This window comes from Cellulomonas sp., assembly GCF_017744555.1.
GTDB lineage: Bacteria > Actinomycetota > Actinomycetes > Actinomycetales > Cellulomonadaceae > Cellulomonas.
Genome location: NZ_JAGIBD010000014.1, coordinates 21,441 through 45,279 on the forward strand (window position 1 = coordinate 21,441; position 23,839 = coordinate 45,279).

The following is a 23,839-nucleotide window of genomic DNA, read 5'->3' on the forward strand; positions in this document are numbered from 1 at the left end:
GCTGGTCGGGCGCCGGGACTACCCTGACGGGATGACCGCCTCCCTCGACACCCAGGTGCCGGACACGGCCCCCGTGCAGGTTGACGTCACCGCCGAGGTCCGTGCCGTCGCGCAGCGCGCCAAGGTCGCGTCCCGGGCGCTCGCGACGGCGAACCGGGCGACCAAGGACGCGGCGCTCCTGGCGCTCGCGGACGCGCTCGTCGCGGCGACCGACGAGATCGTCGCCGCGAACGCCCTCGACCTCGCCCGCGGACGGGAGAACGGCACGTCGGCCGGCCTGCTGGATCGGCTGGCTCTCACGCCGGAACGCATCGACGGCATCGCCGACGCGCTGCGCGAGCTCGCGGGCCTGCCCGACCCGGTCGGTGAGGTCGTGCGCGGGTCGACGCTGCCGAACGGCCTGCGCCTGCGCCAGGTCCGGGTGCCGATGGGTGTCGTCGGGATGATCTACGAGGCGCGCCCGAACGTCACGGTCGACGCCGCGGGGCTCGCCCTCAAGAGCGGCAACGCGGTGATCCTGCGCGGCGGCACGGCGGCCGCGGAGTCCAACGCGGTGATCGTCGACGTGCTGTCCCGCGCGCTCGTCGCCCAGCGCCTGCCCGGCGACCTCGTGCAGTCGATCGACGCGTACGGGCGCGAGGGGGCCGTCGCACTCATGCACGCGCGCGGGCTCGTCGACCTGCTCGTGCCCCGCGGGGGAGCGGACCTCATCCAGACGGTCGTGCGCGAGTCCACGGTGCCGGTCGTCGAGACGGGCGTCGGCAACGTGCACCTGTACATCGACGAGAGCGCCGACCTGGCCGTCGCGATGCCGATCCTGCTCAACGCCAAGACGCAGCGGGTCGGCGTCTGCAACGCGCTCGAGACGCTTCTCGTGCACCAGGCGGTCGCGGACGAGTTCCTGCCGGTCGCGATCGCCGCGCTCGCGGACGAGGGCGTGACGATCCACGGCGACGAGACCACGCTCGCGCTCGCGCCCGACGAGGCCGACGTCGTCCCGGCGACCGACGAGGACTGGGCGGCGGAGTACCTGTCGCTCGACCTGGCCGTGCGGGTCGTCGACGACCTCGACGAGGCGCTCGAGCACATCCGGACGTGGAGCAGCGGTCACACCGAGGCGATCGTCACACGCGACCTCGCGGCCTCCGAGCGGTTCGTTGCCGAGGTCGACTCCGCGGCCGTCATGGTGAACGCGTCGACCCGCTTCACGGACGGCGGCCAGCTAGGGCTCGGCGCCGAGATCGGCATCTCCACGCAGAAGCTCCACGCCCGCGGTCCCATGGGTCTCGCCGAGCTCACCACCACCAAGTGGATCGTCCACGGAGACGGACACGTCCGGCCCTGACGGCCCAGCTCACCGTGCGACACTTGTCGCTCCCGACTTCCCCAGGAGGAATGACGTGCACGCTGCCCTGATCGTCGCCGCGGAAGAGGCCGCCGAGCACACGCGCGAGCTTCCCTTCTCGCCGGTCGTCTTCGGTGTCGGCGCGTTCGTCGGCCTCGTCGCGATGCTGCTGGTCACCTACGCGTTCCGGAGCGTCGGGACCCGTCACTGACCGGGGCCCCGGTCGGTGATGGCCCCTGAGGGCATGGAGCGACGACCCCGCGTGGGGGTGATGGGCGGCACGTTCGACCCCGTGCACCACGGCCACCTCGTGGCCGCGAGCGAGGTCGCCGCCCGGTTCGAGCTCGACGAGGTCGTGTTCGTGCCGACGGGGCACCCGACGTTCAAGCAGCACCAGGACGTCACGGTCGCCGAGCACCGGTACCTGATGACGGTCATCGCGACCGCGTCGAACCCGAGCTTCACCGTCAGCCGGGTCGACGTGGACCGCGAAGGACTGACGTTCACCGTCGACACCCTGCGCGACCTCAAGGCGCAGCGTCCCGACGCCGAACTCTTCTTCATCACCGGAGCCGACGCGATCGAGCAGATCCTCACGTGGAAAGATGCCGAGGAGCTGTTCACGATGGCGCAGTTCGTGGCGGTCACCCGCCCCGGGCACGCGTTGTCCGTGGCCGGTCTCCCCGGTGACCGGGTGCACGTCCTCGAGATCCCCGCGCTGGCGATCTCGTCGACCGACGTCCGGGAGCGTGCCCGAGCCGGGCAGCCCGTCTGGTACCTGGTGCCGGACGGGGTGGTCCAGTACATCGCGAAACACAGGTTGTATCGAGGTCAGTCATGAGTGAACCCGGAGAGCGGCGCCGACGTCGCGAGCTCGAGCGCGCCGCCGACGAGGGCGGCAACCCCACGTGGGCCGAGGGCGCCACGGGGTCCTCCGGTGACCCCGGCAACCCCGTCTCCCGGCGGGCGATGCGCGCACCGAGCGACACGCCGCAGGTGCCGTCGTGGTCCGCGCCGCAGACACCTGAGGCCCCCGCCCGCTCGCGCCGCTCGATCCGTGACACCGCGCTCGACCCGACGAGCACGTCGCGCATCGCTCCCGTGCCCGGTGGCACCGGCACGCCCACCTGGTCGGGTCAGCCCGGCCAGCCCGCTCCCGCGGCCTCCCGGCCGGCCCCGGCCCCCGCGCCGGCGCCTGCGGCTCGCCCGGCTCCGACGGCTCAGCCCACGCGGCCGCCGGCCGCCGCCCAGCCCACGCGGCCGCCGGCCGCCGCCCAGCCGAGCCGTCCCTCGTCGCCGCCGCCCGCAGGGATGCCCCCGCAGCAGCAGCAGGCACGGCCGGCGGCGGCGCCGCCCACGCAGCGCCCGCAGGCGCCCGCGTCCGTCCCGTGGGGTCAGCCTCCCGCCGGCTCCTCGGCCGCGGCGTGGGGTGGAACCGCGTCCACCGGGCAGCCCAACGGCGCCGCTCCGGCCGCACCTTCCGCGCCGCCTCGCCGCACCTCGTCCGCTCCGGTTGCTCCCGCGACCTCGCGTCCCGGCGAGCCGTGGCCGGGTGCGTCGCAGCCTGCGTCGTCGTCGCGCAGCCCTCAGCCCACCGCCAGCCCGTCACCCTGGGGTGCGTCGCTGTCGGCCGGGCCGTCGCCGGCGGCACCGCCGACCCCCGCACCGCCGACGCCCGCACCGCCGACCGCCCCGGGCGCGTCGTCGTGGCAGCCGACCCCGCCCGCCCCCGACGCGCGGCCTGCGTCGTGGCAGCCCAGCGGTGGCTCGCCGTCGGGCACCGGGTCGCCCGCCGGTGCGACGGCGCCCTGGCAGGCGTCCGCGTCCAGCACGGAGGCCGCGCCCGCGGCGTGGGTCCCCACGCCGTCCGCAGCCACGAGCCCGCCGTCGGTCGAGCCGACCGTCCCGGCGCCGCGGTGGGGCGAGTCGTCCGCCCCGGCGGCCGGTTTCGGTGCCGCACCGTTCGGTGAGTCCTTGAGCACCAGCTCCGGGCGCCCCGCCGACGACGACTTCGACGACGAGGACGACGAGGACGAGGAGGACCGTCCGAAGCACCCGTACACGTGGTTGCACCTCATCGTGCTGGCCCTCGTCGCGTTCGTGCTCGGGTTCCTCATCACGCTGCTCCTCACCAAGGAGAAGCCGACGGACGGCGCCCAGGGTGTCGCACCGCTCGCCCCGGCGAGCACGATCAGCACCGCCTTCGGGCCGCCCGCCTGACCCCCACCACACGAGGAGACCTGTGCCCGCCACCGAACGTGCCGTCGAGCTCGCCGTCGCCGCGGCCCGAGCCGCAGCCGACCGCAAGGCCGAGGAGATCATCGCCCTCGACGTGAGCGAGCAGCTCGTCCTCACCGACGTGTTCCTCATCGCGTCGGGTACGAACGAGCGGCAGGTCGGGGCCATCGTCGACGCGGTCGAGGAGGCGCTGTTCCACCTCGGCGCCAAGCCCGTCCGCCGGGAGGGCAAGGCCGCCGGCCGCTGGGTGCTCGTGGACTTCGGCGACGTCGTCGTGCACGTGCAGCATCAGGAGGACCGCGTGTACTACGCGCTCGAGCGGCTCTGGAAGGACTGCCCCCTGATCGAGCTGCCCCCCGACGCGCGCGGTGCCGACCAGGGCGCGGAGGCGTGACCGCCCCCCGGCTGCTGCTCGTCCGGCACGGACGCACCGCGTACAACGCCGGCGCGCGCCTGCAGGGCCAGATCGACATCCCGCTCGACGACGTCGGGCGCTGGCAGGCCCGCACCGCGTCCGCGCTGCTGGTTGCCCGGCACACCCCGACCCGGATCGTCGCGTCCGACCTCAGCCGTGCGCTCGAGACCGCGCAGCTGCTCGGGCGGGCGGCTGGCGTCGCCGTCGAGACCGACACGCGACTGCGCGAGCGCGGCTTCGGCATCTGGGAGGGCATGACCGGCGACGAGATCAGCGCCCGCTGGCCCGACGAGTTCGCCGTCTGGCGCGCTGGGGGAGAGCCGACCGGCGTCGGCGCCGAGACGCGCGCCGAGGTCTCCGCCCGCGCCGGGGTGGCGCTCGACGAGATGACGGCCGACCTGGGCCGCGACGAGACGCTCGTGGTCGTGTCGCACGGCTCGGCGATCACGTCCATGGTGGCGGTGCTGCTCGGGCTCGACCCCGGGTCCCACGCGTTCACCGGCATGCACAACGTCCACTGGGCCGAGCTCGTCCGCTCGGCCCCGGGGCGTGAGCCCTCCTGGCGGCTCGTCGGGTACAACCTCGGCCCGACGGACGCGTCGTCCGACTGGAACGCAGGACCCGACATTCGGCACGAGTCCGACCAGGACGCGGAGACCCGGGACCCCGATTAGCGTTTCGGCCGTCAGTCGTCCTAGACTCTCCGAGCGCCCACGGGCGTGGGGACCCGCTCCGGCGGTCCTCGAGCAAGGACAACGGGGCTGTGGCGCAGCTGGTAGCGCACCTGCATGGCATGCAGGGGGTCAGGGGTTCGAGTCCCCTCAGCTCCACCGAAGTAGCAGGTCAGAGGCCACGTCGGGATCCTGAACACAGGAGCCTGACGTGGCCTTGGGACTTCTATTGGGACTTTCCGACCCTGACGTGCGCGCGGGTAACCCGGTGCGATGAGCACACCACTACATGTCCCCGCACCGGAGCCCAGGCCGGCCGGACTCGACGCTCACCATCTCGAGCTCATCGCGGCTGCCGCGCGGGCCGCGACCGCTCCATCGACTCGCGAGGCGTACGCGTCCGCCTGGCGTCAATGGGCCATCTGGTGCGACGGGCGGCGGATCACCGCGCTTCCCGCCGACCCGCTGGCGGTATGCGGCTACCTGGTCGAGCGCGCAGAGCAAGGCGTGTCGATCTCCACGATCGACCTGGCGTGCGCCGCGATCAGCCATCGACATCAGGACCTCGATCTGCCCACACCGGTCGGGGACGAGATTGTCCGCCGAGTGCGGCGCGGGCTCCGACGCACGATCGGCGTGGCACCGCGCCGCCGAGCGCACCCGCTGTCCACTCAACAGGTTCGGCGGCTCGTGCTGGCGATCGACCCGAGCGCCAGGGCCGGCAGGCGGGACCGTGCCCTGATCTTGCTCGGCTTCGCCGGCGCGCTGCGCCGTAGCGAGCTCGCTGCCCTGCGGCTCGACGACGTCCGCCGCGAGCCCGGCGGGCTGGTCCTTACGGTGCGACGCTCCAAGACTGACGCCTACGCCCATGGCGAGGTCGTCGCCGTCGCGTCCGGAAGCCATCCGGACACCGATCCCGTGACCGCGCTCGCCGACTGGATCGAGTTGCGAGGCGCTGCACCCGGGCCGCTGTTCACCAGCGTCCGCCACGGCGGTGCCGAGGAGCCGATCTCCGGCAGCGCGGTCGCTCGGATGCTCCGTCGGCGTGCGCAGGCCGCCGGTATGCCCGAGCGGATCACGGGACACTCGCTGCGAGCCGGGCATGCCACGGAGGCCGCCAGAGGTGGCGTCAGCCTGGAGCGCATCGTCGCGCAGACTCGTCACCGGCATCTCGCCATGCTGATCGAGCACTACATCCGACCGGAGAGCGCGCTGAGGACGACCTCGAGCCGGGCGCTCGGCCTGTGAGAGCACGCACGGCACGGTCTGCCGTCGGTCACCTACGGCTACACCCCCACGGGACAGGTCGCGACCGTGACGCGCGGCGTCGGCCGCACGGCGACGGTCAGCTCGCTCAGCTACGACGCCGCCGGTCAGATCGTCGGGGTCGGCCACCGCTCCCTCGGTGCCGGGGACGTGGCGAACTACCAGGTGACGCGGGACTCGCTCGGCAACCCGACCCGTGTGCTCAGCTCGAACGCGGGCAACCTGACCGTCGACGAGTACACGTACGACGCGGTGAGCCGGCTGACGAGCGTGTGCCGGCCCGAGTGGTGGGGCCAGTCGTGCTCGCCGTCCTCCACGAAGACCACATACACCTACGACAAGGTCGGCAACCGCAAGAAGGCCGCCGTCACCTCAATCGTGCGAGGCAAGGCGCGCACGATCACCACGACCTCGACCTACGACGCCGCCGACCAGCTGCTGACCGAGAGCACGGCCGGCGCCGTGACCGCCTCGTTCGGGTACGACGCCAACGGCCGCCAGACGTCCGCCACGACCACCGACGGAACCCAGACCCGGACGTACGGCGCGTCCGGTGAGCTGATGTCGGTCGACCTCACGGACGGACGCCAAGTCACCTACACGCGCGACGCCTCGGGCAACGAGACCTCGCGGTCGGTGGACGGGATGCTGGACGCATCGTGGTCGTGGGACCTGGCAACGGGGCTGGCGGTCCGCACCGGCCAGTACGACGCGCAGGGCGAGCTGTCGCAGACGTGGCTGCCTGATCCCACCTCCGGCACCGGCGCGAACCTGGCTTCGACCACCACAACAACCGGCGCGAACTGGCTTCTGACCGACCCGTTCTCGACCGTGACTGCGGCAGCCAGCACCGGTGACGGCTCCCAGTCGGGGTCCCGCGTGCTCGACCCGTTCGGTATGGCGACGACCGGCTCGCCGGCGTCGGGCGTCCTGGCGGGGGAGACCATGGGCTTCCATGGCCAGTTCCGCGACGACCTGACCGGCCTGGACGATCTGCGCGCCCGCGCGTACGACGCCCGCTTGGGCCGGTTCGTCGGACCCGACGCCGTCAGCATCCCCACCGGCGCGACGTTCGAGAACGCCTACGGCTACGCCTCGGCCAACCCGTTGACCGGGATAGACGCGACCGGCAACTTCTCCTGCTCCAACCTGCAAGGTCTGTGCGACAGCCCGGCCTTCCTGTGGAACGAGGTCGTCGGGTTCGCCAACGCCGCGATGGGCATGGCCATGGCCATCGCCCACCCGATGGACACCTATTGGGCGATGCGCGGCGCGTGCCAGGCCGGCCTGGACCAGTGGAATCCTGACGGAGGCAACTCGCTCGAAGGTTGGCTCCAGTGCACCGACAACCTCAACCCCATGGCACGTATCCGCGACAGCTTCAGCACGTCGCTTGATTCGAGTTGCAGCACCGCCCAATCCGGTCAGGCCTTCGGTGAGGGTCTGTTCGGCGTCGCGGCCACAGCGGCCCCACTCAAGGGCTTGGGCTCTGCAAAGGTTCCGTTTGCTGACCCCGCTGTCACCGCCGCGACCCGTGGCGGCGTCAAGGCGCCGCCTCGCCTTGCCCCGCCCCCGGAGCTAAACTCCGTCCGTTCCGCCCCGCCGAGTGCGTTTACTCGGACCGAAGCGCTCAGTGGCCGGGCATCTTCTCGAACTGTCGCTGAGATCACTGAGTCCATGCGGCTCAACGGATGGCAGGGAGAACCGATTAAGGTGGTTGAACTCAACGGTGAAAAAATCGTGGTAGATGGTCATCACCGGCTTGCTGCGGCTAAGCGTGCGGGAATCGATGTTCAGTATGAGGTGGTCGACCCGTCTACTGTGATCGGGCCCGGTAAGTGGTCGTCGGTAGATGAAATCCTCCGCGACGCCTATTCGGTCGGACCGAATCGAATCCAATGACCCCGGCGGAAGTGGTGCGCGGCTTCGCCATCCTCACGGCTCAGTGTCTCGATGCCCTCATGATCACATTTGAAGGCATCGAGAAGCGGGCGGTTGCTGAAGGGGCACTTCTACTGCGGCGCGATGGTTCGGGGCCTGCGCGGAGTGGACGACTAGAGCCGCTCGGACGATATGTGTTGCACGGGCGCGGTTGCAGATTCGAACTCGACTCTGGGGAGGACCTGGACGTTGATTGGGACTCTGATGGTCGCGCAATATTCGACACCTGGCGAATGCTGATGTTCGCGAGATCAATTCACGCGAATTCGGTCGATCGTGAGAGTCTGCGCTTGGCGGCGATCGATGACCCCCTGCTATGGCATGTAAAAGACGATTGGTTCACGTGGGCCGATCGAAACTATGACCTTCGGAAGTCACGTGCCTGAGGGCGAGGCCGCTAGCACTTCGGAAGGACACCACTGCGCGACGGAGTACCGCGCGGCACGGTGGCGGGATCTGCCCCGCGCGGTACGAGGCCCTGCCCCGTGGCCAGGGCAACCCGTCCTAGCGTCCGGCTGGCGAGTGGACACAAATTGGACAGTTTGCGGCACCGAAGGACCTCGAGAAACCCCGATCCGGGCCGGTGGAATCGGCTCGCGACGCACGTAGATGCCGGCGTCGGCCCAGGTCAGCCCAAGTTCCGGGAGAGTCACCGAGATCCGCACGAGCTGCCAACGCACCGCCGTACTTCAGGGGGTGAGGGGTTCGAGTCCCCTCAGCTCCACCGAAGTCGCAGGTCAGAGGCCGTTTCTCCCGAGGGAGAGGCGGCCTCTTTCTTGTTGCTGGACAGAAGATGGGACGCCGTGCAGCGACGGCCCGGCCTGGACCCGCTGGTGCACCGGCCGCGACACGGCGCCCGTCCTGCGATCCCGCCCCTGGTCTGTGCCTGCCTGACCCGGCGCGGCTAGACGCGGACAGGCATGTCCGCTCTCGAGCTGGCCTGTGCCCCCATCGACCCCACCACGCGGGCGGGTCACCCTGGCTGCTCTGGAAGCCTGGCTGCACTCGAGCGGAACCGCGCCCGGCCGGGTCGACAGGGGGCGAGCGTGGGCCGGCGGGCCGCGGACGGCGACCCGCCGGCCCAGGGGCTGCGGCCTGGGTGCCGTGTGGTCAGAGGACGGCGTCCCGGATGATCGGGGACGTCATGCAGTGGCCTCCGCCGCGTCCGCGGCCCAGCTCGCCGCCGGCGATCTCGATCACCTCGATGCCCGCTGCACGCAGCAGGCCGTTGGTCGTCGTGTTGCGGTCGTACGTGAAGACGACGCCAGGCTCGAGAGCCACCGCGTTGTTGCCCGCATCCCATTGCTGGCGCTCGGACTCGTAGACGTCCCCGCCGGTCTGGATCTCGCACAAGTACGGCAGACCCATCTCGGCGGCGACGACGTCGAGGAAGCGCGTGGCGCCCATGTCGGTGATGTGCAGGCCCGCCGGGCCGTGCCCGGGACGCAGGACGAACGCGTGGATGGCGTCGACGATGGGCGGGTGGAACAGCACGGTGTCGACGTCGACGAACGTCATGACGGTGTCCAGGTGCATGGCCGCCCGGAGTCGGGGCATCCCGGCCACGACCACCGAGGAGGCCGCACCCGCGGCGAACAGCGCCTGTGCCACTTGGGTGATGGCCTGACGGGACGTCCGCTCGCTCATGCCCATCAGGACGGTGCCGTTGCCGACGGGCATGATGTCGCCGCCCTCGAACGTGGCGTCACCGTGGTCGAGCTCCGGGTCGCCCCACCAGATCGTCGAGCCGACGAAGTCCGGGTGGAACTCGTAGACCGCCTTCATCAGGAGCGTCTCGTCGTGCCGGGCGGGCCAGAACAACGGATTGAGCGTGACACCGCCGTACAGCCAGCTGGTGGTGTCGCGGGTGAACAGGGAGTTCGGAACGGGCTTGAGCAGGTACTCGCGCAGGTCCGGGGAGTACTCCGCCAGGGACCGATATCCGGTCGGCAGGTCCGGCACGTCGGACGTCGCCAGACCGCCGAGGAGGTGCTCCGCGAGCCGGCCGGGCGCGAGGCCGTCGAGGAACGCGCGGGTGGCCTCGACCAGGCCCGCGCCGACGGTCTCGGGTGTGATCTTGCGGTCCAGCAACCAGTCCCGGGCTCCCGCGACGGTCATGGTCTGTGCGAGCACGTCGTGAAGCTCGACGACGTCGACGCCGTGGGCCGTGAGCTCCGCCGTGAACGCCGCGTGGTCGTCGATGGCCTTGTCGACCCAGAGCACGTCGTCGAACAACAGGGCGTCCGAGTTGGTGGGCGTCAGCCGGCGGTGCGCCAGCCCGGGCCGGCAGACGAGCACCTTGCGCAGGCGGCCGACCTCGGAGTGGACGCCGTAGGACGCCGACGGGGCGGGACTGGCCACCGGAGTGTCGATCGGGGCGTGGGCGAACGTGGTGGTCATGAGAGTTCTCCTTCGGGGGTGGAACAGGCGGGGATGGGTCAGATCTGCACGACGCCGGTGGCGAGGAGCACGATGCCGACGAGGGCGAAGACGGCGACGACCAGGAACGTCACACGTCCGGCTCGCGTGAACACGGGCTCGCCGCGCTCGCGCCGCGCACGGAGGTAGAGGAGCGACGCCGGGGCAAGCAGCAGGCACGCGAGGAACACGAACACGTAGCCGGCGGCCCAGACGAGGAACAGGGTGTAGACGGTCGAGACAGCCGCGACGAGGATCTCCAGGACGCGGGTGCGGGGTGCGACGTCGTCGTACCCGTCCCGGCGTACCGCGATCTTCAGCGCGTATGCGCTGGCCAGGGCGAAGGGTGCGAGCGCGAGGGCGGCGGTGAGGTCCAGGCTGAAGTCGAGCGCGTTGTCGACGAACTGGATCGCGAAGAGGATCGTGGTGACCAGCACCGAGGTCCACAGCACGGCGTTCTGCGGGACGCCACGGCTGTTCGTCCGCGCCAGGTGCCGCGGCATGTCGCGGTCCTTGGCGGCCGCGTACAGGACGTCGGCCGCGAGCAGCTGCCACGCCAGGTAGGCGCCTAGCACCGAGACGATGAGGCCGATCCGGATGAGCGTGCCGCCCCACGGCCCGACGGCCGCCTCGAGGACGCCGCCGATCGACGGCTGGGCGAGCGCGGCGATCTCGGCGCGCGGGAGGATGCCGTACGCGAGGATCGAGATGCTGGCGAAGAGGGCGAGCACCGAGGTGAACCCGAGGATGGTGGCCCGGCCGACGTCCCGGCGCTTGCGGGCGTACCGCGAGTACACGCTCGCCCCCTCGATCCCGAGGAAGACGAAGACTGTGATGAGCATGGTGCCCTGGACCTGCGCGAACAGGGACGAGCCTCCCGGGAGGTCGTATCCGCCGGTCAGGTTGCCGACGAAGACTTCCCGGTCGAAGTACACGATCGCGAGGACGAGGAACAGGGCGAGCGGAACCAGCTTGGCGACGGTGACGACGGCGTTGATGCCCGTCGCCTCCCTGACCCCGCGACGGATGAGCGCGAAGAAGCCCCAGATCGCCGCCGTGGAGAGGGCGAACGCGAGCCACGTGTTGCCCTCACCGAGGTACGACCCCAGCCCCGGGAACAGCTGGGACAGTGTGGTCATGATGAGCACCCAGTAGAAGGCGTTCCCCGCGCAGGCGCTGGCCCAGAAGCCGAAGGCCGACAGGAACCCGGGATAGTCGCCGAACCCCTCACGGGCGTACACGTAGACGCCGTTGTCCAGCGTGGGCTTGCGGATCGCGAGCTTCTGGAACACGAACGCGAGCGACAGCATCCCGAGGCCCGCGATCGTCCACGCGATGACGGCGCCGTAGACGCCCGTCTGGGAGGCGAAGCGCGACGGGAGCTGGAAGACGCCCGCGCCGACCATCGACCCCACAACCATGGCGGTCAGGGCGGGCAGCGCAAGCGTCGCGACTCTCGGCGGACGTTCTCCGGCACCGGATGCCGAAGCCTGCGCCGGCTTGGTGGCGGTCATGGTCATGGGTTTCTCCCGGGGTCGGGGTGGGCGGCCCGACGTTCCCGGGCTCGCACCATGCACCCTGCGCCCGTGCCCCGACGCACCGGTCGACCTCTGCGTGGAAACACGCACGCACAGCCCGGAGACCTCGCACGCCCAGCGTGCCTGCCGCCTCGCCGCGCCTCCGTGGTCGCCTGTGCCTACCCGGCCGGCGACGCCGTCATCGGTCCGGAGCGAGCGTGAACGGAAGGCGGAACGTCAGCCGGCCGCCGCCTTCGGGGTTGGAGCCGAGCTCCAGCGAGCCGCCCCGATGCTCGAGCCGCTCGCGGTGACGGTGCAGGCCGTGCAGGGGCGGATCAGGCAGCGTGGGACCGGTCCCGTCGTCGTCGACGACGGTGGTGAACACCCAGCGGTCGGGGTCGGCGGTGGGCTCGGCGTCCGCCCGGACATGAACGCTCCGGGCGTGGCCGTGCCTGAGGGCGTTGCTGACGGCTTCCTCGACGGTGTAGATCACCACGAGCCGCTCCGCCACCGGCATCCGTGCCGATCCTCGCGAGATGAGCTGCTGGTACATGGGGCCCAGCTCGATCGAGGTCCTCACCTGCGGCGGGAGTCGATGGAGCAGCAGCTGGATCGCCTCTTCCGTCCCGAGGTCCGCCCCTGACGGGAACACCGCGTGGCTGAGGGAGCGCACGTCCTGCTCCCGGATCTCCTCGAGCGCCTCGGCCCACCTTCGCACGTCCGCCGCCCGGGGGAGCGCACCCTCGGCGTCCAGCTGCTCGGCCAGCTGGTCGAGCCCGGCCGTCACGGCGACGAGGTGGTACTGGAGTGTCCCGTGCAGCTGGTCGAACACCAACCGCCGGACGCGGATCTCCTCGTCCTGCAGCGCGTCCACCGCCTGTCGCGCCCGGGTCGCCTCCAGCTCCCGTTGGCGCGCCTCGCTCCGCGCGCGCTCGACGAGGGTCGCCGCGACGAGCGCCGCCAGGACGCCCACCACGCCCGAGCAGAATCCGAGCAGTCCGATCCCGAGGATGTACCGGGAGTCGACCGGGGTGCTGCTGACGGCCACGAGTGCCGCCATACGTGGCACCGACGCGACCGCGGCGACCCCCGCCGACAGGAGCACGCGGGCCGTCCAACCGCGCGTCAGCACGCCGAGCGCCAGTGTCCCGGCCAGGACCACGAAGCCGTACGCCAGGTTGATCAGCAGGATCGCGGTGCCGTCGGCCACCACGCCGATGGCGCTGCGCTCGTGCTCGACCGCCTCCCGGAGCCCGCCCCACGCCGCCCACGCCCCGAGCGCCATCAAGGCGTACAGCGTGAAGTTCGTCGCGCCCACCACGAGCGACACCTGGCGCAGCTCGCGCTGCGTCGATCCATGGGCGGGATCGCGCGCGACGGTCAGGCCCGCCACGACCGCCCCGTCTGCTCGAGGAACGCGAGGACAGCGGCCACGCGGCGGTTGTGGCCGGCGCCGTCGATACCGAGCCTCCGGTAGATGGTCTGGAGGTGGCTCTCGACGGAGCGCTCGTTGATCCCCAGCCTCTCGCCGGCGGCGTGGTTGGACAGGCCTTCCGCCACGAGCCGCAACACACCGAACTGCGCGGGGGTGAGCTCCGAGACGGCGGTGTCGGGCCTGGGGACGGAGCGCTGCACGAGGTAGGGGTCCAGCACCACCTGGCCCTGCGCGGTCGCGACGACTGCGCGCACCAGGACGTCGCGCGCGAAGCTCGACCGCTTGGAGAGGTAGCTCCAGGGACGGCTCACCTGCTCCTGGACCGTCGTGAACAGGCCCATGACGTCCTCGCTGGAGAGCAGCATGATCGCGAGACGGGGGTCCGCGCGTTGCAGCGTCACGCCGAGAGCGACCCCGTTGCCGTCGGGAAGATTGACGTCCAGCAGCGCCACGTCACAGGAGCCGGGCGTGAACACCAGCCTGGCCTCGGACACCCCCGGCACCGCGTGCACGACGCGGATGCTCTCGTGCGCCGCGAGCGTCTGCTCCAGCATGGAGCGCATCAGCGCCTCATCCTCGACGATGCCGACCCGTGTGATGGGCGTCACCATGAGCCCGATCGTAGGCGACGCCGCGCGTCTCGCGTCCGGTGGAGGCGTCAGGCTCACGTGCGGGCACGCCCGTCGAACCCCGCGGCGCAGGGCTCGCCGGAGCCTGTCAGCTCGATCCGACCGGAGCCAGCTCCCGCTGGGGAGCGTGAACGTGCGACCTGGCGTGATCGCGGATGCGGTCCATCGACTCGTCGAGCGCACGCGCGAGTGCCGCGGCACGCCGCAGACTGGCCGCCACCCGCACGGGCGGGCGTCCATGGTGGCGGTAGGCGAGCCTGTGCTCGAGGCATGCCCAGAAGTCCATGGCGACCGAGCGCAGCTGGATCTCGACGACCGCGCCGTGAGCTCCGTCCGCGCGGTGCACCGGCACCTCGACGATGAGGTGGAGGGCTCGGTACCCGCTCGCCTTGGGATGCCTGACGTAGTCGCGCTCGTCGAGCAGGGTGATCCCGGGCAGCGCGAGGACGGCGTTGCGCACCTCGCGCAGGTCGGACAAGAAGGCGCACACCAGGCGGAGGCCCGCCAGGTCCAGCATCTCCCGCCGGAGCCCCTCCTCGCACAGGGCGATCCGCTTGCGCCGTGCCTTCGCGAGGATCGAGTCGGGCGACTTCAACCGCCACGAGACGTGCTCGACGGGGTCGTGGCCCAGCTGGTCACGCAGGGTGCGGCGGACGTCGTCGAGCTGCAGGACGACCTGCGCGAGCGCGGGGCGGTAGTCCTGCGCGAGGCGTTCGAGGTCGACGGCCGCGCTGGCGGCCGGAGAGGCGAGGGAGGTCAAGGGCACGGCTGATCCTCGGGTGTCGTGCGGAGCGGGCAGCCCCGACTCCACGCCCATCGCCTGTCGCGCCGTCGCAGGGTTGCGTGGAACCACGTACCGGTCAGGGGAAACCCCCGAACCTTCGCGTGGCCTCGAGGCTCGGAGGACAGTCCGAGGGCGTCCGCCGACCCTCCTCACGACGACGTCGGCCACGGCGCCAGGCGCCGGTCCGCAGGCGTCGCGCACCGAGAACCGCCACGCGGTGGCCGGCGGTCACCTGTGCGACGCGTCTCGCCTCACCGCGGCCACCGCGCGCCGTCGACGGTCCGCGAGCAGCTCGGGGTCGGGGGAGCGCCCGGTGACCGCGAGCAGCAGATCGAGGCCCAGCAGGTCACCGAGGAACCGCTGCACCGCTGCGGACGTCCGGTCCGGGTCGCCGGTGGTCCCGGCGGCGTCCGCGACGGCCGGTGCGACCGTGCGCGCGATCCGCTGCACCACCGCCTCGTCGAAGATCTGGCTGACGTCGGGGTGGGAGCGGGCCTCGCCGAGGACGAATGCCAGGAACGTCAGGCACCGGTCGTCGTAGACGGTGTCGTGCAGCACGCGCGCGAACTCGTCGAGGTCGTGCGCGGCGGCCTCGAGCGGGGCGAGGACGATGTCGCCCTCGAGCACGAGCGCCGCGCGCACCAAGCCGGCGCCTCCGCCGAAGAACCGGGTGATCGTCGTCTTCGACGCGCCGGCCGCGCGCGCGACGTCGTCGACGCTCACCGCACGGAAGCCGCGCTCGGCGTAGAGACCGAGCGCGACCTCCGTGATCTCGGCTCGGCGCGGGCTACCTCGCGACGCCGATCCCCGCACTGTCGATGACCTCCAGGAACGTCGAGGGCACGGGACGGACCCGGTGGTCGTCCGAGTGCTGGAGCCAGACGACCCGGCCGGACGCGTCGGTGATGACGACGGTGGGCACCACCGTGTCCCCGTCCGTGCCGGCGCCGAGAGCCAGGGGGACGCCGCCGGGCTGGACGAGGTCGAGCGTACGTGCCGCCGCGCCGTGGGGGTCGACGTAGAACGTCATCGGCACGTCGAAGCGAGTCGCGAGCTCGGCCGTGTCGTGTGCGGGCTGCGGGCTGACGAGCGCGACCTTGACGCCCCGCCGGTCGAGCTCGCGGTACTGCTCCGCCAGGCTGCGCACCTGGGCGACGCAGAAGGGGCACCACGAGCCGCGGTAGAACAGGATGACGCGCGGCTCGCCGACGAGGTCGGCCGACGTCGCGGGGGTGCCGTCGGCGTGCTGCAGCGGGAAGTCAGGGAGCGGGTCGCCGACGGCGAGCGTCGGGGCGGGGCGGTGCTGCCGCGTGTACCACCGCTGGTAGCCGAGCAGCGCGGCGGTCGCGGCCAGCGAGAGTGCGCCGGCGACCGCGCTCCTCGTGAGGAGGACCGACGCCACCGCGGCGGTCCCGGACAGGCCCAGCGTGACCGTGTCGACGGTGCGGGGATGCCGAGGGACGTGCAGCTTCGCGCCGGCGATCGCGGCGGCTGTCACCAGCCATGCGCCGGCGACGGAGAGCCATGCGGGGTCGCCGGCGACGGCGTGCCACAGAGCGGCGACCAGGACGACGACGGTGAGTGCGGCGACTGCGTCGACGTAGCCGCGGCGGACGGTGCGGGACATGTGGGCTCCTCCTGAAGTGTACGTGCTCGTACACCTCGGCCCAAGGCGCGCCCGACCGTGGCTATTCCCCCGTCTCGCCGAGCGGTTACAGGTCGCAGTCGCACAAGACGCTGTACTCGACGACCTGGTCACCCTCCTCAGGTCGGGCCCACGCCTCGGCCTCTTCGGGGGAGGCGAAGCGGCGGCCAGCCAGCCGACCGTTCGCGAGAAGCACACCGACCTCGATCTGCGTCCGAGGGTCGTCCGGGTCGCCCTCGATCCATCTCTTCCGCTCTGCCATGAGGCCCCCGTCGGTCGTCGGTGCACTCATCGTGCGCGTCACCCCTCGGGCGGGCAACGCGGCGCGGCGTCGACCATCGGGCTCCGCGATGCCATGGGCGGGCTCGACGACGGCGACCACCGAGCCTGCCGACGGCGTCGCGCGGGTTTGCCGGTCCGAACCGTTTCAGGCGGGGGTCGACCGTTGACATGCCGGTCCACGGGACAACTACAGTGCCGAAAACGCTTTCGGCACTGTTTCGTCAGTCCACGACGATGCGGCATCTACCTGCCTGTGCAGCCCGAAAGCATTTTCGGAGGGCACCGCACTCCTGGCGGCGCCCCCAGCACCGGCCACGGCACGACGACGTGCCGACGACAGAGGGGACGATCACCATGAGACCACCCACCTCGGCCCGGGGACGCCGACGCGTCGCGACGGCGGTCGTCGCCGTGACCGTCGGGCTCGCCCTCGCGGGCACAGGGACGACGTCGGCGTCGGCGGCGACGGCCTCCACGACGCTCGTCGTCAACGCGAACCAGGTGCTCCGGCCTGTCACGCACGTGGCGAGCGGCAGCCTCTACGGCCTCGCGAACGCGACGCAGCCGTCCGTCTCGCTCGCCCAGGCGATCAAGCCGAACACGTTCGTCCAGATGCCCGTCGGCGGCAGGCAGCAGCCGACCGGGGACATCTCCGTCGTCGCGCCGACCGCCGTCGGCGTGGGCGCGAAGCTCGTCAACCGGTTCTCCGACTACTACGCCGGCTGGCCGTACCAGTTCAGCTGGAGCACCTGGACGCCCTTCATCAGCTCGCAGGTCAACGCGATGAAGTCGTCGTCGTACTACAACAGCATCTCCGCGTACGAGCTCTGGAACGAGTCCGACAACACGTGGCAGTCGGCCAACGGCACCTACGAGGAGTTCTGGACGAGGACGTTCCGGCAGGTCCGCTCGATCGACCCGACCAAGCCGATCCAGGGGCCGAGCTTCTCGGACAACATCGGCGACATGCGGAACTTCCTGCAGAACGCCGTCGCGACCAACACGGTGCCGGACGTCCTTGCCTGGCACGAGCTGATCAGCTCGTCGAAGATCGCCGGCGACGTGGCCGCCGTGCAGAGGATCGAGGACGAGCTCGGGATCAGCCGGAGGCCGATCGCGATCGAGGAGTACGCCGCACCGAGCGAGGTCGGCCTCCCGGGACCGCTCGTCGGGTACATCTCGAAGTTCGAACGACTGGGCATCCGCGATGCCGAGCTGGCCTTCTGGAACCAGTCCGGCACGCTCGGTGACCTGCTCACCGGGCGCGGCGGCAGCCCGAACGCCGCGTACTGGCTCTACACCTGGTACGCGGCCATGAGCGGCTCCATGGTCGTGACCACACCACCCGCGCAGACCGGCATCGACGGGTTCGCCGCCGTCCCGTCCAGCAGGGACCAGGTCAGCGTCGTCGTCGGCAGCTGCAACGGGTCCTGCGCGGTGACGGTCAACGGCCTCGGCTCCCTGAGCCTCGGCTCCACGGTCAACGTGAAGGTCGAGCAGACGAGGTCGCTCGGGCGGACGGTCGCCTCGTCCGGGACCACCACGGTCTCGACCGCGACGTACACGCCGTCGAACGGGTCGATCTCCGTCCCGATCACCATGGCGACCAACGATGCGTACCGCGTCACGGTCACCCCCGGCTCCGGGGGTTCGGGTTCGACGCTGTCCGGCAGCTACCGGATCACCAACGTCAACAGCGGGCTGCGGCTCGGCCCGCTGAACGCGGGCACGGCGTGGGGCACGACGGTCGTCCAGCAGGCCGCCAGCACGAGCACGTCCCAGATCTGGACCGTGACGCCGGTGGGGAACGGGCAGTACAAGATCGTCGACCAGCTCAGTGGCCTGGTGCTCGGCATCCAGAACGCGTCGACGAGCGCAGGAGCATCCGCGCTGACCTGGGGCGACACCGGCACGGCCGACCATCTCTGGAGGCTGATCGCCGACGGGTCGGGCCGCTACAAGATCCAGAACGTCAACAGCGGGCTCCTGCTCGGCGTCACGAACATGAGCACCGCCCCAGGAGCGCAGGTGCTCCAGTGGGGGGACAACGGCACGGCCGACCACCTCTGGACGGTGAGCGCCGCCTGAGCAACCGCGCGGCGGTGCCGTCCGGCCGCCAGTCAGGCCACGCTGCGGGCGCCGGGAGCGTCCGCAGCATGGTCCGGCAACGCGTCACCGCAGCGGGTCCAGAAGTGCCTGGCCGCGCGACGTCCACTGGACGAGCAGGACGGTGGCGTCGTCCTGCAGCTCGCCGCCCTGGTGGTCCAGGATCCGCCGGCACACCCGCCGCACCACCTCGGGAAGCGGCGTGCCGTCGGCCGCCTCACGTTCGAGGAAGTCGACGAGACGGTCGGTGCCGAACATCTGGTGCTCGTGGTCTCGCGCCTCGATGACCCCGTCGGTGTAGAGGACCACCACGTCGTCCGGCGCGAGCGGCTCCTCGGCGACCGTCGCGTGCTGCATCTCCAGCCCGAGCAGGGGCCGCTTCCCGCTGGTCAGCCGCTTGACCACGCGTCCACGACGCAGCAGCAGGGGCGGCGGGTGGCCGGCCGCGAGATAGCGGAGCCGTCCCGAGCGCAGGTCGAGGTGCCCGAGCACGCCCGTGACGAACATGCCTCCCGCGAACTCGTCCGTGACCGCGCGGTGGATCGCCTCGGTCTGGGCGAACAGACCGTGGCCCTGGCGACGTGCGTTGCGGCACGCCGCGAGCGCGGTCGAGGCGGCCAGCCCCGAGCGCACGTCGTGGCCGGTGGCGTCGAGGATCGTGAACTGCGCGGTGTCGTCGGACAGGGCGTAGTCGAACGCGTCGCCGCCGACCGCGCCGGACGGCTCGAGCCGCCCGGTGACGACGACCTTGTCGGTGCCTGCGGTGAGCGGGGGCAGGAGCTGCCAGATGAGCTCGGCCGCCACGGTCCGTGGTGCGTCGCGACGGGCGGTGTCGATGCCGTCGCCGAAGGCGTCCATGACGGACACGAGGTGCCCCAGCAGGTGCACCACGAGCCAGCAGTCATGACGGAACGCGTCGTCTCGCAGGTCGGCGGCGCGTCGGAGCTCGATCTTCAGCACGCCGAGGCGTTCGACGCCGTCGATGACCGGCATCCACAGGACCGGTGCGTCGCCGCTCGGGCCCGGCGTGGCGGACGTCGTCCGGAACGCGAGGCCGGCGACGGTGGTGTCCAGCGCGAGGTTCGGCGGGCGGTCCGCACCGGGTCGCGTCATCGGGACCAGCGTCGTCCCCGCGTAGTCCGCCAGGTAGAGGGTGCCGGTCGCACCGAGCCGGTCGAGTGCCGCGCCCACCGCGTCGGGGAGTGCGTCCGGCGGCGCGAGATGCGTGCGCTCCAGCAGCGTGGCCAGCGCCGCTGCCGCCCGGGAACCGACCGGTGCCTGACGGCGGTCAGGATCCATGTCGTCTCCCACCTCCCGTCGGACGTCCGGGCGAACCCGACGAGGTACGCCCCCTCCTCGGGGATCGTCGCACCGGCACGGCCCGGGTGCGCGCGGGCGGTCGTCGCGAGCCTGCGTCGATCCCCTGGTGGATGACCGGTGGCCGTCAGCGGATCGTCAGGTCGGACGCGGCCTGCCGCGGACACGCCCCGTGCGACGCTGGCCGGGTGGGCACCCCGACGCGACCGCCACCCACGCGCGGGGGCGACCGTGGGGCTGTCGTCGGCGTGGCGGTCTGGTCGCTGTGCCTCGTCGCCGCGTGGGCAGGGGGACGGTGGCTCGCGGGACGTGGCGCGGTCGTCACGTACGGCGGCGCGCCGCCGTTCCTCGGCTACCTGCACGTGCGGCTCTCGCCCGGCACGGTCGCCGCGCTGGTCCTCGCCGTGCTGGTCGCGGCATGGGGGCCGTGGTGTGCGCGCGCCGCGTCCTGGCAGGTCCTGCTGCTCGCTGCCTGGGTGACGTCCGCCGCGTTCGCAGCCTGCCTCGCGACGACGGACGGGCTGTCCGGGCTGACGACGCCGATGCGCGGCGAGCACGACTACCTCGCCGTCGTGCCGCGGGCGGCCGCCGCCCCCGGGGACTTCCTGCGGACGTTCGTCGAGAGGGCGCCCGACTATCCCGTGCACGTCCGTGGCCACCCGCCGGGCTTCCCGCTGCTGCTCGCCGGCATGGACCGCGTCGGGCTCGGCGGCGCCGGCTGGGCCGCCGCGCTGGTGATCGTGGTGGGGACGAGCGCGGTGGTCGCGGTGGCGGTGACGATCCGCGCGCTGGCGGCGGAGGCGGGGGAGGGCGTGGTCCGGCTCGCCGCGCCCGCCACGGTCCTGGCGCCCTGGGTGCTCTGGGTCGCGACCTCGGCGGACGCGTTCTACGCCGGGGTGCTGGCGTGGGGTGTCGCTCTCCTGGCGATCGCCTCGACGAGCCGGGGGCGGTGGTGGCCGTGGGCGCTGGCGGCTGGGCTCGTGCTCGGGCTGTGCCCGTTCCTGTCCTACGGGCTGCTCCCGATGGGTGCGCTCGCCTTGGTCGTCGGCGTGTGCACCCGTCGATGGGCGCCCACGGTGGTGGCGGGTGCGGTCGTGGTCGGGAGCGTGGTCGCGTGGGCGGCGGCCGGGTTCTGGCTGCTGGACGGGCTCGCGATGACGCACACCGAGTCCACGCTCGGTCGCGCCGCGGAGCGGCCCTACCTCTACTTCGTGGTCGCGGACCTGGTGCTGATGGGTGCACTCGTGGGCCCGGCCGGGGTGGGCGGCGTCGTCGGGCTGGGCCGTCTTCCGCGGCCGGTCCGGGAGCTGGTCGGGGTGGCGCTCGGTGCCGCGCTCGTCGGGGCCCTGTCGGGGGTGGAGCGCGGCGAGGTCGAACGGATCTGGCTGCCGCTCGCGTGCTGGGTGCTGCCCGCGGCGGCGCTCGTGCCGCAGCGACGATGGCTCGTCGCGCAGGCGGCGGTGACCGTCGTCCTGCAGGTCGTCCTCGTGTCGCCGTGGTGAGCACGACCGTCAGGTTGCCGTCACCGCCCGCGCCGGCTCCACGACGACCGCGCCGACCTACCGTCGACAGGTGGCCCGCAGTCTCGAGCTGAGATACCTGGTCCGGCCGCCGGAGCAGGGCGACTTCCGGTCGCCCGTGCACGACCCGCGGGTCGTCGCGCGCGTCGGGCTGTTCCTGGGTGCCGCGATCGTCGTCGCCTTCCTCACGGGGCTGGTCTCGCACGTCCACCAGCACCCGCTCGCGTGGCTGCCGCTGCCGCCGACGCCGGTCTGGGGGTACCGGCTCACCCAGGGCCTGCACGTCGCGGCGGGCCTGTCGGCGATCCCGCTGCTGCTGGCCAAGCTCTACGCCGCGTACCCGGCGCTGTTCGCGCGACCCCGGGTCGGCAGCCCGCTGCACGCGCTCGAGCGGCTGTCCGTCGCGGTGCTGGTGGCGACGGCGATCTTCCAGGTCGTGACCGGTCTGCTCAACGTGTTCCAGTGGTACCCCTGGTCGTTCTCCTTCGTCCGGGTGCATCTCGCCGTCGCGTGGGTCCTGGTCGGGTCCGTGGTCGTGCACGTCGCGGTGAAGCTGCCGGTGATCGCCGACGCCTTGCGCGGGCCGGTGCTCGAGGAGGCGGGCGACGGGCCGACCCGGCGCGGGTTCCTCGCCGGCGTGGCGGTGACGGTCCTCGGGCTCACCGCGCTGACCGTCGGGCAGACCGTCCCGACGCTGGCGGGTGCCGCGCTCCTGTCGCCCCGGCAGGCAGGCGTGGGCCCGCAGGGACTGCCCGTGAACCGGACCGCTCGGGCGGCGGGCGTCGAGGCCACCGCAGCGGACCCGGGGTGGCGGCTGACGGTGGCCGCTGGTGCGCGGACGGTCGCGCTGTCGCGCTCCGAGCTGCTGGCGATGCGCCAGGTCACGGTCGAGCTGCCGATCGCGTGCGTCGAGGGCTGGAGCACGACGGCGACCTGGCAGGGGGTCCGGATCCGTGACCTCGTCGCGCTCGTGCACGCGAATCCCGACGTCGACGTGCGCGTCGTCAGCCTCCAGCAGGCGGGCTCCTACCGGGAGTCCGTCCTCCCCGCGAGCCACGTCGCGCACCCCGACAGCGTCCTCGCGCTCCGGCTCGGCGGGGCGGACCTCGACCTGGACCACGGGTTCCCCGCCCGGCTGGTCGCGCCCGGGCGGCCGGGGGTGCTGCAGACCAAGTGGGTGGAGCGGATCGAGGTGCTCGGATGACGGCGAGGTGGTCCGCCGGTCGGCTCGTGCTGCTCGGTGTCGGCGTCGGGCTCGTCGCCGCCGGCGCCGTCATCGGGCTGACGTCGATCCCGCAGCACCAGTGGCCCTCCGTCCTGGTGTGGCTCGCCGGTGGGGTCGCGGTGCACGACGCGGTCCTCGCGCCGACGGCCGTCGTCCTCGGGCTCGTCGTGCTGCCCCGGGTGCCGGCGCCGTGGCGACCCGCGCTGCGCGCCGGCGCGCTGGGTGCGGTGGTGCTCGCGCTCTTCTCCGTGGTCGTGGTGGTGGGCCACGCCGCCCGGCGGAACCCGTCCGTGGTGCCGGTGCCGCCGACCACGTCGCTGGTGGTCGCGGGTGCGCTGCTCGTCCTGGCGGTGATGGTCGGCGCCGCCGTCGGTACGGCCGCCCACCGCACGCGCCGCGCCGCCCCCGCCCCGGGGCTGCTGCCGCGCGACGACACCGACTGACCGGCCGCGCCGATCAGAGCGCGCGCAGCGCGACGACCGTGCGACCCTGCAGCCGCCAGTGCTCGAGCACCGCGAAGCCGCACGGGGGAGCCAGCAAGGACAGCGCCCGGGCTCCGACCCTCGCCCACGGCAGGGGCCGGCTCGAGCGCCCGTCGTCGAGCCGCAGCGTGAGCGGGGTCGTGTCGTCGGCGTCGTCGTCGGGGTCCGTCTCGACGAGCACGAGCCCGCGCGGGCCGACGAGCAGCCGACACCGGCGGAGCAGGGAGGCCGGGTCGCCCCCGATGCCGATGTTCCCGTCGGCGAGCAGCACCGTGCCCCAGCGCCCCTCGGCCGGGAGCGCCTGCTCGACGGCGCGGCGCAGCGCCACGGCGCCCCGGTCGCGGGCCTGCGCGACGGCGCGGGCAGAGATGTCGATCCCGAGGGCCGGCACGCCGCGGGCGTTGAGGGCGGCGACGAGCCTGCCCGGTCCGCAGCCCACGTCGAGCACGGGGGCCTCGCAGCGCGCGAGCATCACCTGGTCGACGGCGTCCGGCTCGTCGCTCCACCGGCCGACGTCGAGCGCGACGACACCCGCCGAGCCGACCGACACGACGGCGGCACCGTCGAGGGCGCGCTCGTACACCGTCAGCGGATGCGGCCGCG

22 protein-coding genes and 1 tRNA gene are annotated in these 23,839 nt (G+C 72.3%); 13 read left to right on the forward strand and 10 right to left on the reverse strand.

Features of this window, described 5'->3' with window-relative positions; translation table 11 throughout:
- The first annotated feature begins 31 nt into the window (after window positions 1-31).
- Genes J7523_RS11125 through nadD form a run of 3 tightly spaced genes read left to right on the forward strand, consistent with a single transcriptional unit; the run spans window position 32 to window position 2,186 of the window.
- Window positions 32-1,345 (forward strand): glutamate-5-semialdehyde dehydrogenase, encoded by a 1,314-nt coding sequence (locus J7523_RS11125; protein ID WP_291886255.1) that lies wholly within the window; start codon window positions 32-34, stop codon window positions 1,343-1,345.
- Window positions 1,346-1,400: 55 nt separating this feature from the next.
- Complete coding sequence (locus tag J7523_RS11130; protein ID WP_291886256.1) at window positions 1,401-1,556, forward strand: hypothetical protein; 156 nt, start codon at window positions 1,401-1,403, stop codon at window positions 1,554-1,556.
- A 33-nt stretch (window positions 1,557-1,589) separates the two neighbouring features.
- Window positions 1,590-2,186 (forward strand): nicotinate-nucleotide adenylyltransferase, encoded by a 597-nt coding sequence (nadD, locus tag J7523_RS11135; RefSeq protein ID WP_291886258.1) that lies wholly within the window; start codon window positions 1,590-1,592, stop codon window positions 2,184-2,186.
- Between the two features lie 745 nt (window positions 2,187-2,931).
- Here nadD and J7523_RS11140 read toward each other — a convergent pair.
- The gene (locus J7523_RS11140) at window positions 2,932-3,327 is read right to left on the reverse strand and encodes a hypothetical protein (RefSeq protein ID WP_291886260.1); all 396 of its coding nucleotides are present in this window, start codon (window positions 3,325-3,327) and stop codon (window positions 2,932-2,934) included.
- Between J7523_RS11140 and J7523_RS11145 the strand changes: the two genes are divergently transcribed.
- The 6 genes from J7523_RS11145 to J7523_RS11170 all read left to right on the forward strand — a co-directional run bounded on the left by J7523_RS11145 (window position 3,320) and on the right by J7523_RS11170 (window position 7,837).
- Window positions 3,320-3,565, forward strand: coding sequence for a hypothetical protein (locus tag J7523_RS11145; protein ID WP_291886262.1), 246 nt, complete (start codon window positions 3,320-3,322; stop codon window positions 3,563-3,565). The two genes, J7523_RS11140 and J7523_RS11145, sit on opposite strands and share 8 nt — an antisense overlap.
- Before the next feature lie 22 nt (window positions 3,566-3,587).
- Window positions 3,588-3,977, forward strand: a complete 390-nt coding sequence (rsfS, locus tag J7523_RS11150) for a ribosome silencing factor (RefSeq protein WP_291886263.1) — start codon at window positions 3,588-3,590, stop codon at window positions 3,975-3,977.
- On the forward strand, window positions 3,974-4,672 hold the full coding sequence (locus J7523_RS11155) for a histidine phosphatase family protein (RefSeq protein ID WP_291886264.1): 699 nt from the start codon (window positions 3,974-3,976) through the stop codon (window positions 4,670-4,672). The genes rsfS and J7523_RS11155 overlap by 4 nt, the downstream gene beginning before the upstream one ends.
- Before the next feature lie 83 nt (window positions 4,673-4,755).
- A tRNA-Ala gene (locus J7523_RS11160) sits at window positions 4,756-4,828 on the forward strand.
- Window positions 4,829-4,942: 114 nt separating this feature from the next.
- Window positions 4,943-5,917 carry a site-specific integrase gene (locus tag J7523_RS11165; protein WP_291886266.1) on the forward strand — a complete coding sequence of 325 codons (975 nt, stop codon included), beginning with the start codon at window positions 4,943-4,945 and terminating at the stop codon, window positions 5,915-5,917.
- Between the two features lie 66 nt (window positions 5,918-5,983).
- On the forward strand, window positions 5,984-7,837 hold the full coding sequence (locus J7523_RS11170) for an RHS repeat-associated core domain-containing protein (protein WP_291886269.1): 1,854 nt from the start codon (window positions 5,984-5,986) through the stop codon (window positions 7,835-7,837).
- Window positions 7,838-8,986: 1,149 nt separating this feature from the next.
- On the opposite strand, the gene J7523_RS11175 is transcribed toward J7523_RS11170, so the two are convergent.
- From J7523_RS11175 to J7523_RS11205, 7 genes are all read right to left on the reverse strand, one after another.
- Window positions 8,987-10,276 (reverse strand): arginine deiminase, encoded by a 1,290-nt coding sequence (locus tag J7523_RS11175; protein ID WP_291886270.1) that lies wholly within the window; start codon window positions 10,274-10,276, stop codon window positions 8,987-8,989.
- 38 nt (window positions 10,277-10,314) lie between these two features.
- The gene (locus J7523_RS11180; protein WP_291886272.1) at window positions 10,315-11,814 is read right to left on the reverse strand and encodes a basic amino acid/polyamine antiporter; all 1,500 of its coding nucleotides are present in this window, start codon (window positions 11,812-11,814) and stop codon (window positions 10,315-10,317) included.
- A gap of 196 nt (window positions 11,815-12,010) precedes the next feature.
- A complete protein-coding gene (locus J7523_RS11185) occupies window positions 12,011-13,204 on the reverse strand; it encodes a hypothetical protein (RefSeq protein WP_291886274.1) in 1,194 nt (397 codons plus the stop codon).
- Window positions 13,192-13,857, reverse strand: coding sequence for a response regulator transcription factor (locus J7523_RS11190; protein ID WP_291886276.1), 666 nt, complete (start codon window positions 13,855-13,857; stop codon window positions 13,192-13,194). Before J7523_RS11190 ends, J7523_RS11185 begins: the two co-directional genes overlap by 13 nt.
- Before the next feature lie 106 nt (window positions 13,858-13,963).
- Window positions 13,964-14,641, reverse strand: coding sequence for a GTP pyrophosphokinase family protein (locus tag J7523_RS11195; RefSeq protein ID WP_291886277.1), 678 nt, complete (start codon window positions 14,639-14,641; stop codon window positions 13,964-13,966).
- Between the two features lie 246 nt (window positions 14,642-14,887).
- Window positions 14,888-15,472 carry a TetR/AcrR family transcriptional regulator gene (locus tag J7523_RS11200; RefSeq protein WP_291886279.1) on the reverse strand — a complete coding sequence of 195 codons (585 nt, stop codon included), beginning with the start codon at window positions 15,470-15,472 and terminating at the stop codon, window positions 14,888-14,890.
- The gene (locus J7523_RS11205; RefSeq protein WP_291886281.1) at window positions 15,447-16,286 is read right to left on the reverse strand and encodes a redoxin domain-containing protein; all 840 of its coding nucleotides are present in this window, start codon (window positions 16,284-16,286) and stop codon (window positions 15,447-15,449) included. Before J7523_RS11205 ends, J7523_RS11200 begins: the two co-directional genes overlap by 26 nt.
- 654 nt (window positions 16,287-16,940) lie before the next feature.
- On the opposite strand from J7523_RS11205, the gene J7523_RS11210 reads away from it, so the two are divergent.
- A complete protein-coding gene (locus tag J7523_RS11210) occupies window positions 16,941-18,674 on the forward strand; it encodes an RICIN domain-containing protein (RefSeq protein ID WP_291886283.1) in 1,734 nt (577 codons plus the stop codon).
- An 84-nt stretch (window positions 18,675-18,758) separates the two neighbouring features.
- On the opposite strand, the gene J7523_RS11215 is transcribed toward J7523_RS11210, so the two are convergent.
- The gene (locus J7523_RS11215; protein WP_291886285.1) at window positions 18,759-19,991 is read right to left on the reverse strand and encodes a PP2C family protein-serine/threonine phosphatase; all 1,233 of its coding nucleotides are present in this window, start codon (window positions 19,989-19,991) and stop codon (window positions 18,759-18,761) included.
- Between the two features lie 206 nt (window positions 19,992-20,197).
- Here J7523_RS11215 and J7523_RS11220 point away from each other — a divergent pair, with 206 nt between their 5' ends.
- The 3 genes from J7523_RS11220 to J7523_RS11230 all read left to right on the forward strand — a co-directional run bounded on the left by J7523_RS11220 (window position 20,198) and on the right by J7523_RS11230 (window position 23,197).
- Entirely contained in the window at window positions 20,198-21,511 is a 1,314-nt protein-coding gene (locus tag J7523_RS11220) for a hypothetical protein (protein ID WP_291886287.1), read from the forward strand.
- A 70-nt stretch (window positions 21,512-21,581) separates the two neighbouring features.
- Window positions 21,582-22,733, forward strand: a complete 1,152-nt coding sequence (locus J7523_RS11225; RefSeq protein WP_291886289.1) for a molybdopterin-dependent oxidoreductase — start codon at window positions 21,582-21,584, stop codon at window positions 22,731-22,733.
- A complete protein-coding gene (locus tag J7523_RS11230; RefSeq protein ID WP_291886290.1) occupies window positions 22,730-23,197 on the forward strand; it encodes a hypothetical protein in 468 nt (155 codons plus the stop codon). Before J7523_RS11225 ends, J7523_RS11230 begins: the two co-directional genes overlap by 4 nt.
- Window positions 23,198-23,210: 13 nt before the next feature.
- Here the strand turns inward: J7523_RS11230 and J7523_RS11235 are convergent, their stop codons facing one another.
- Window positions 23,211-23,819 carry a class I SAM-dependent methyltransferase gene (locus tag J7523_RS11235; protein WP_291886292.1) on the reverse strand — a complete coding sequence of 203 codons (609 nt, stop codon included), beginning with the start codon at window positions 23,817-23,819 and terminating at the stop codon, window positions 23,211-23,213.
- Window positions 23,820-23,839 lie beyond the last annotated feature (20 nt).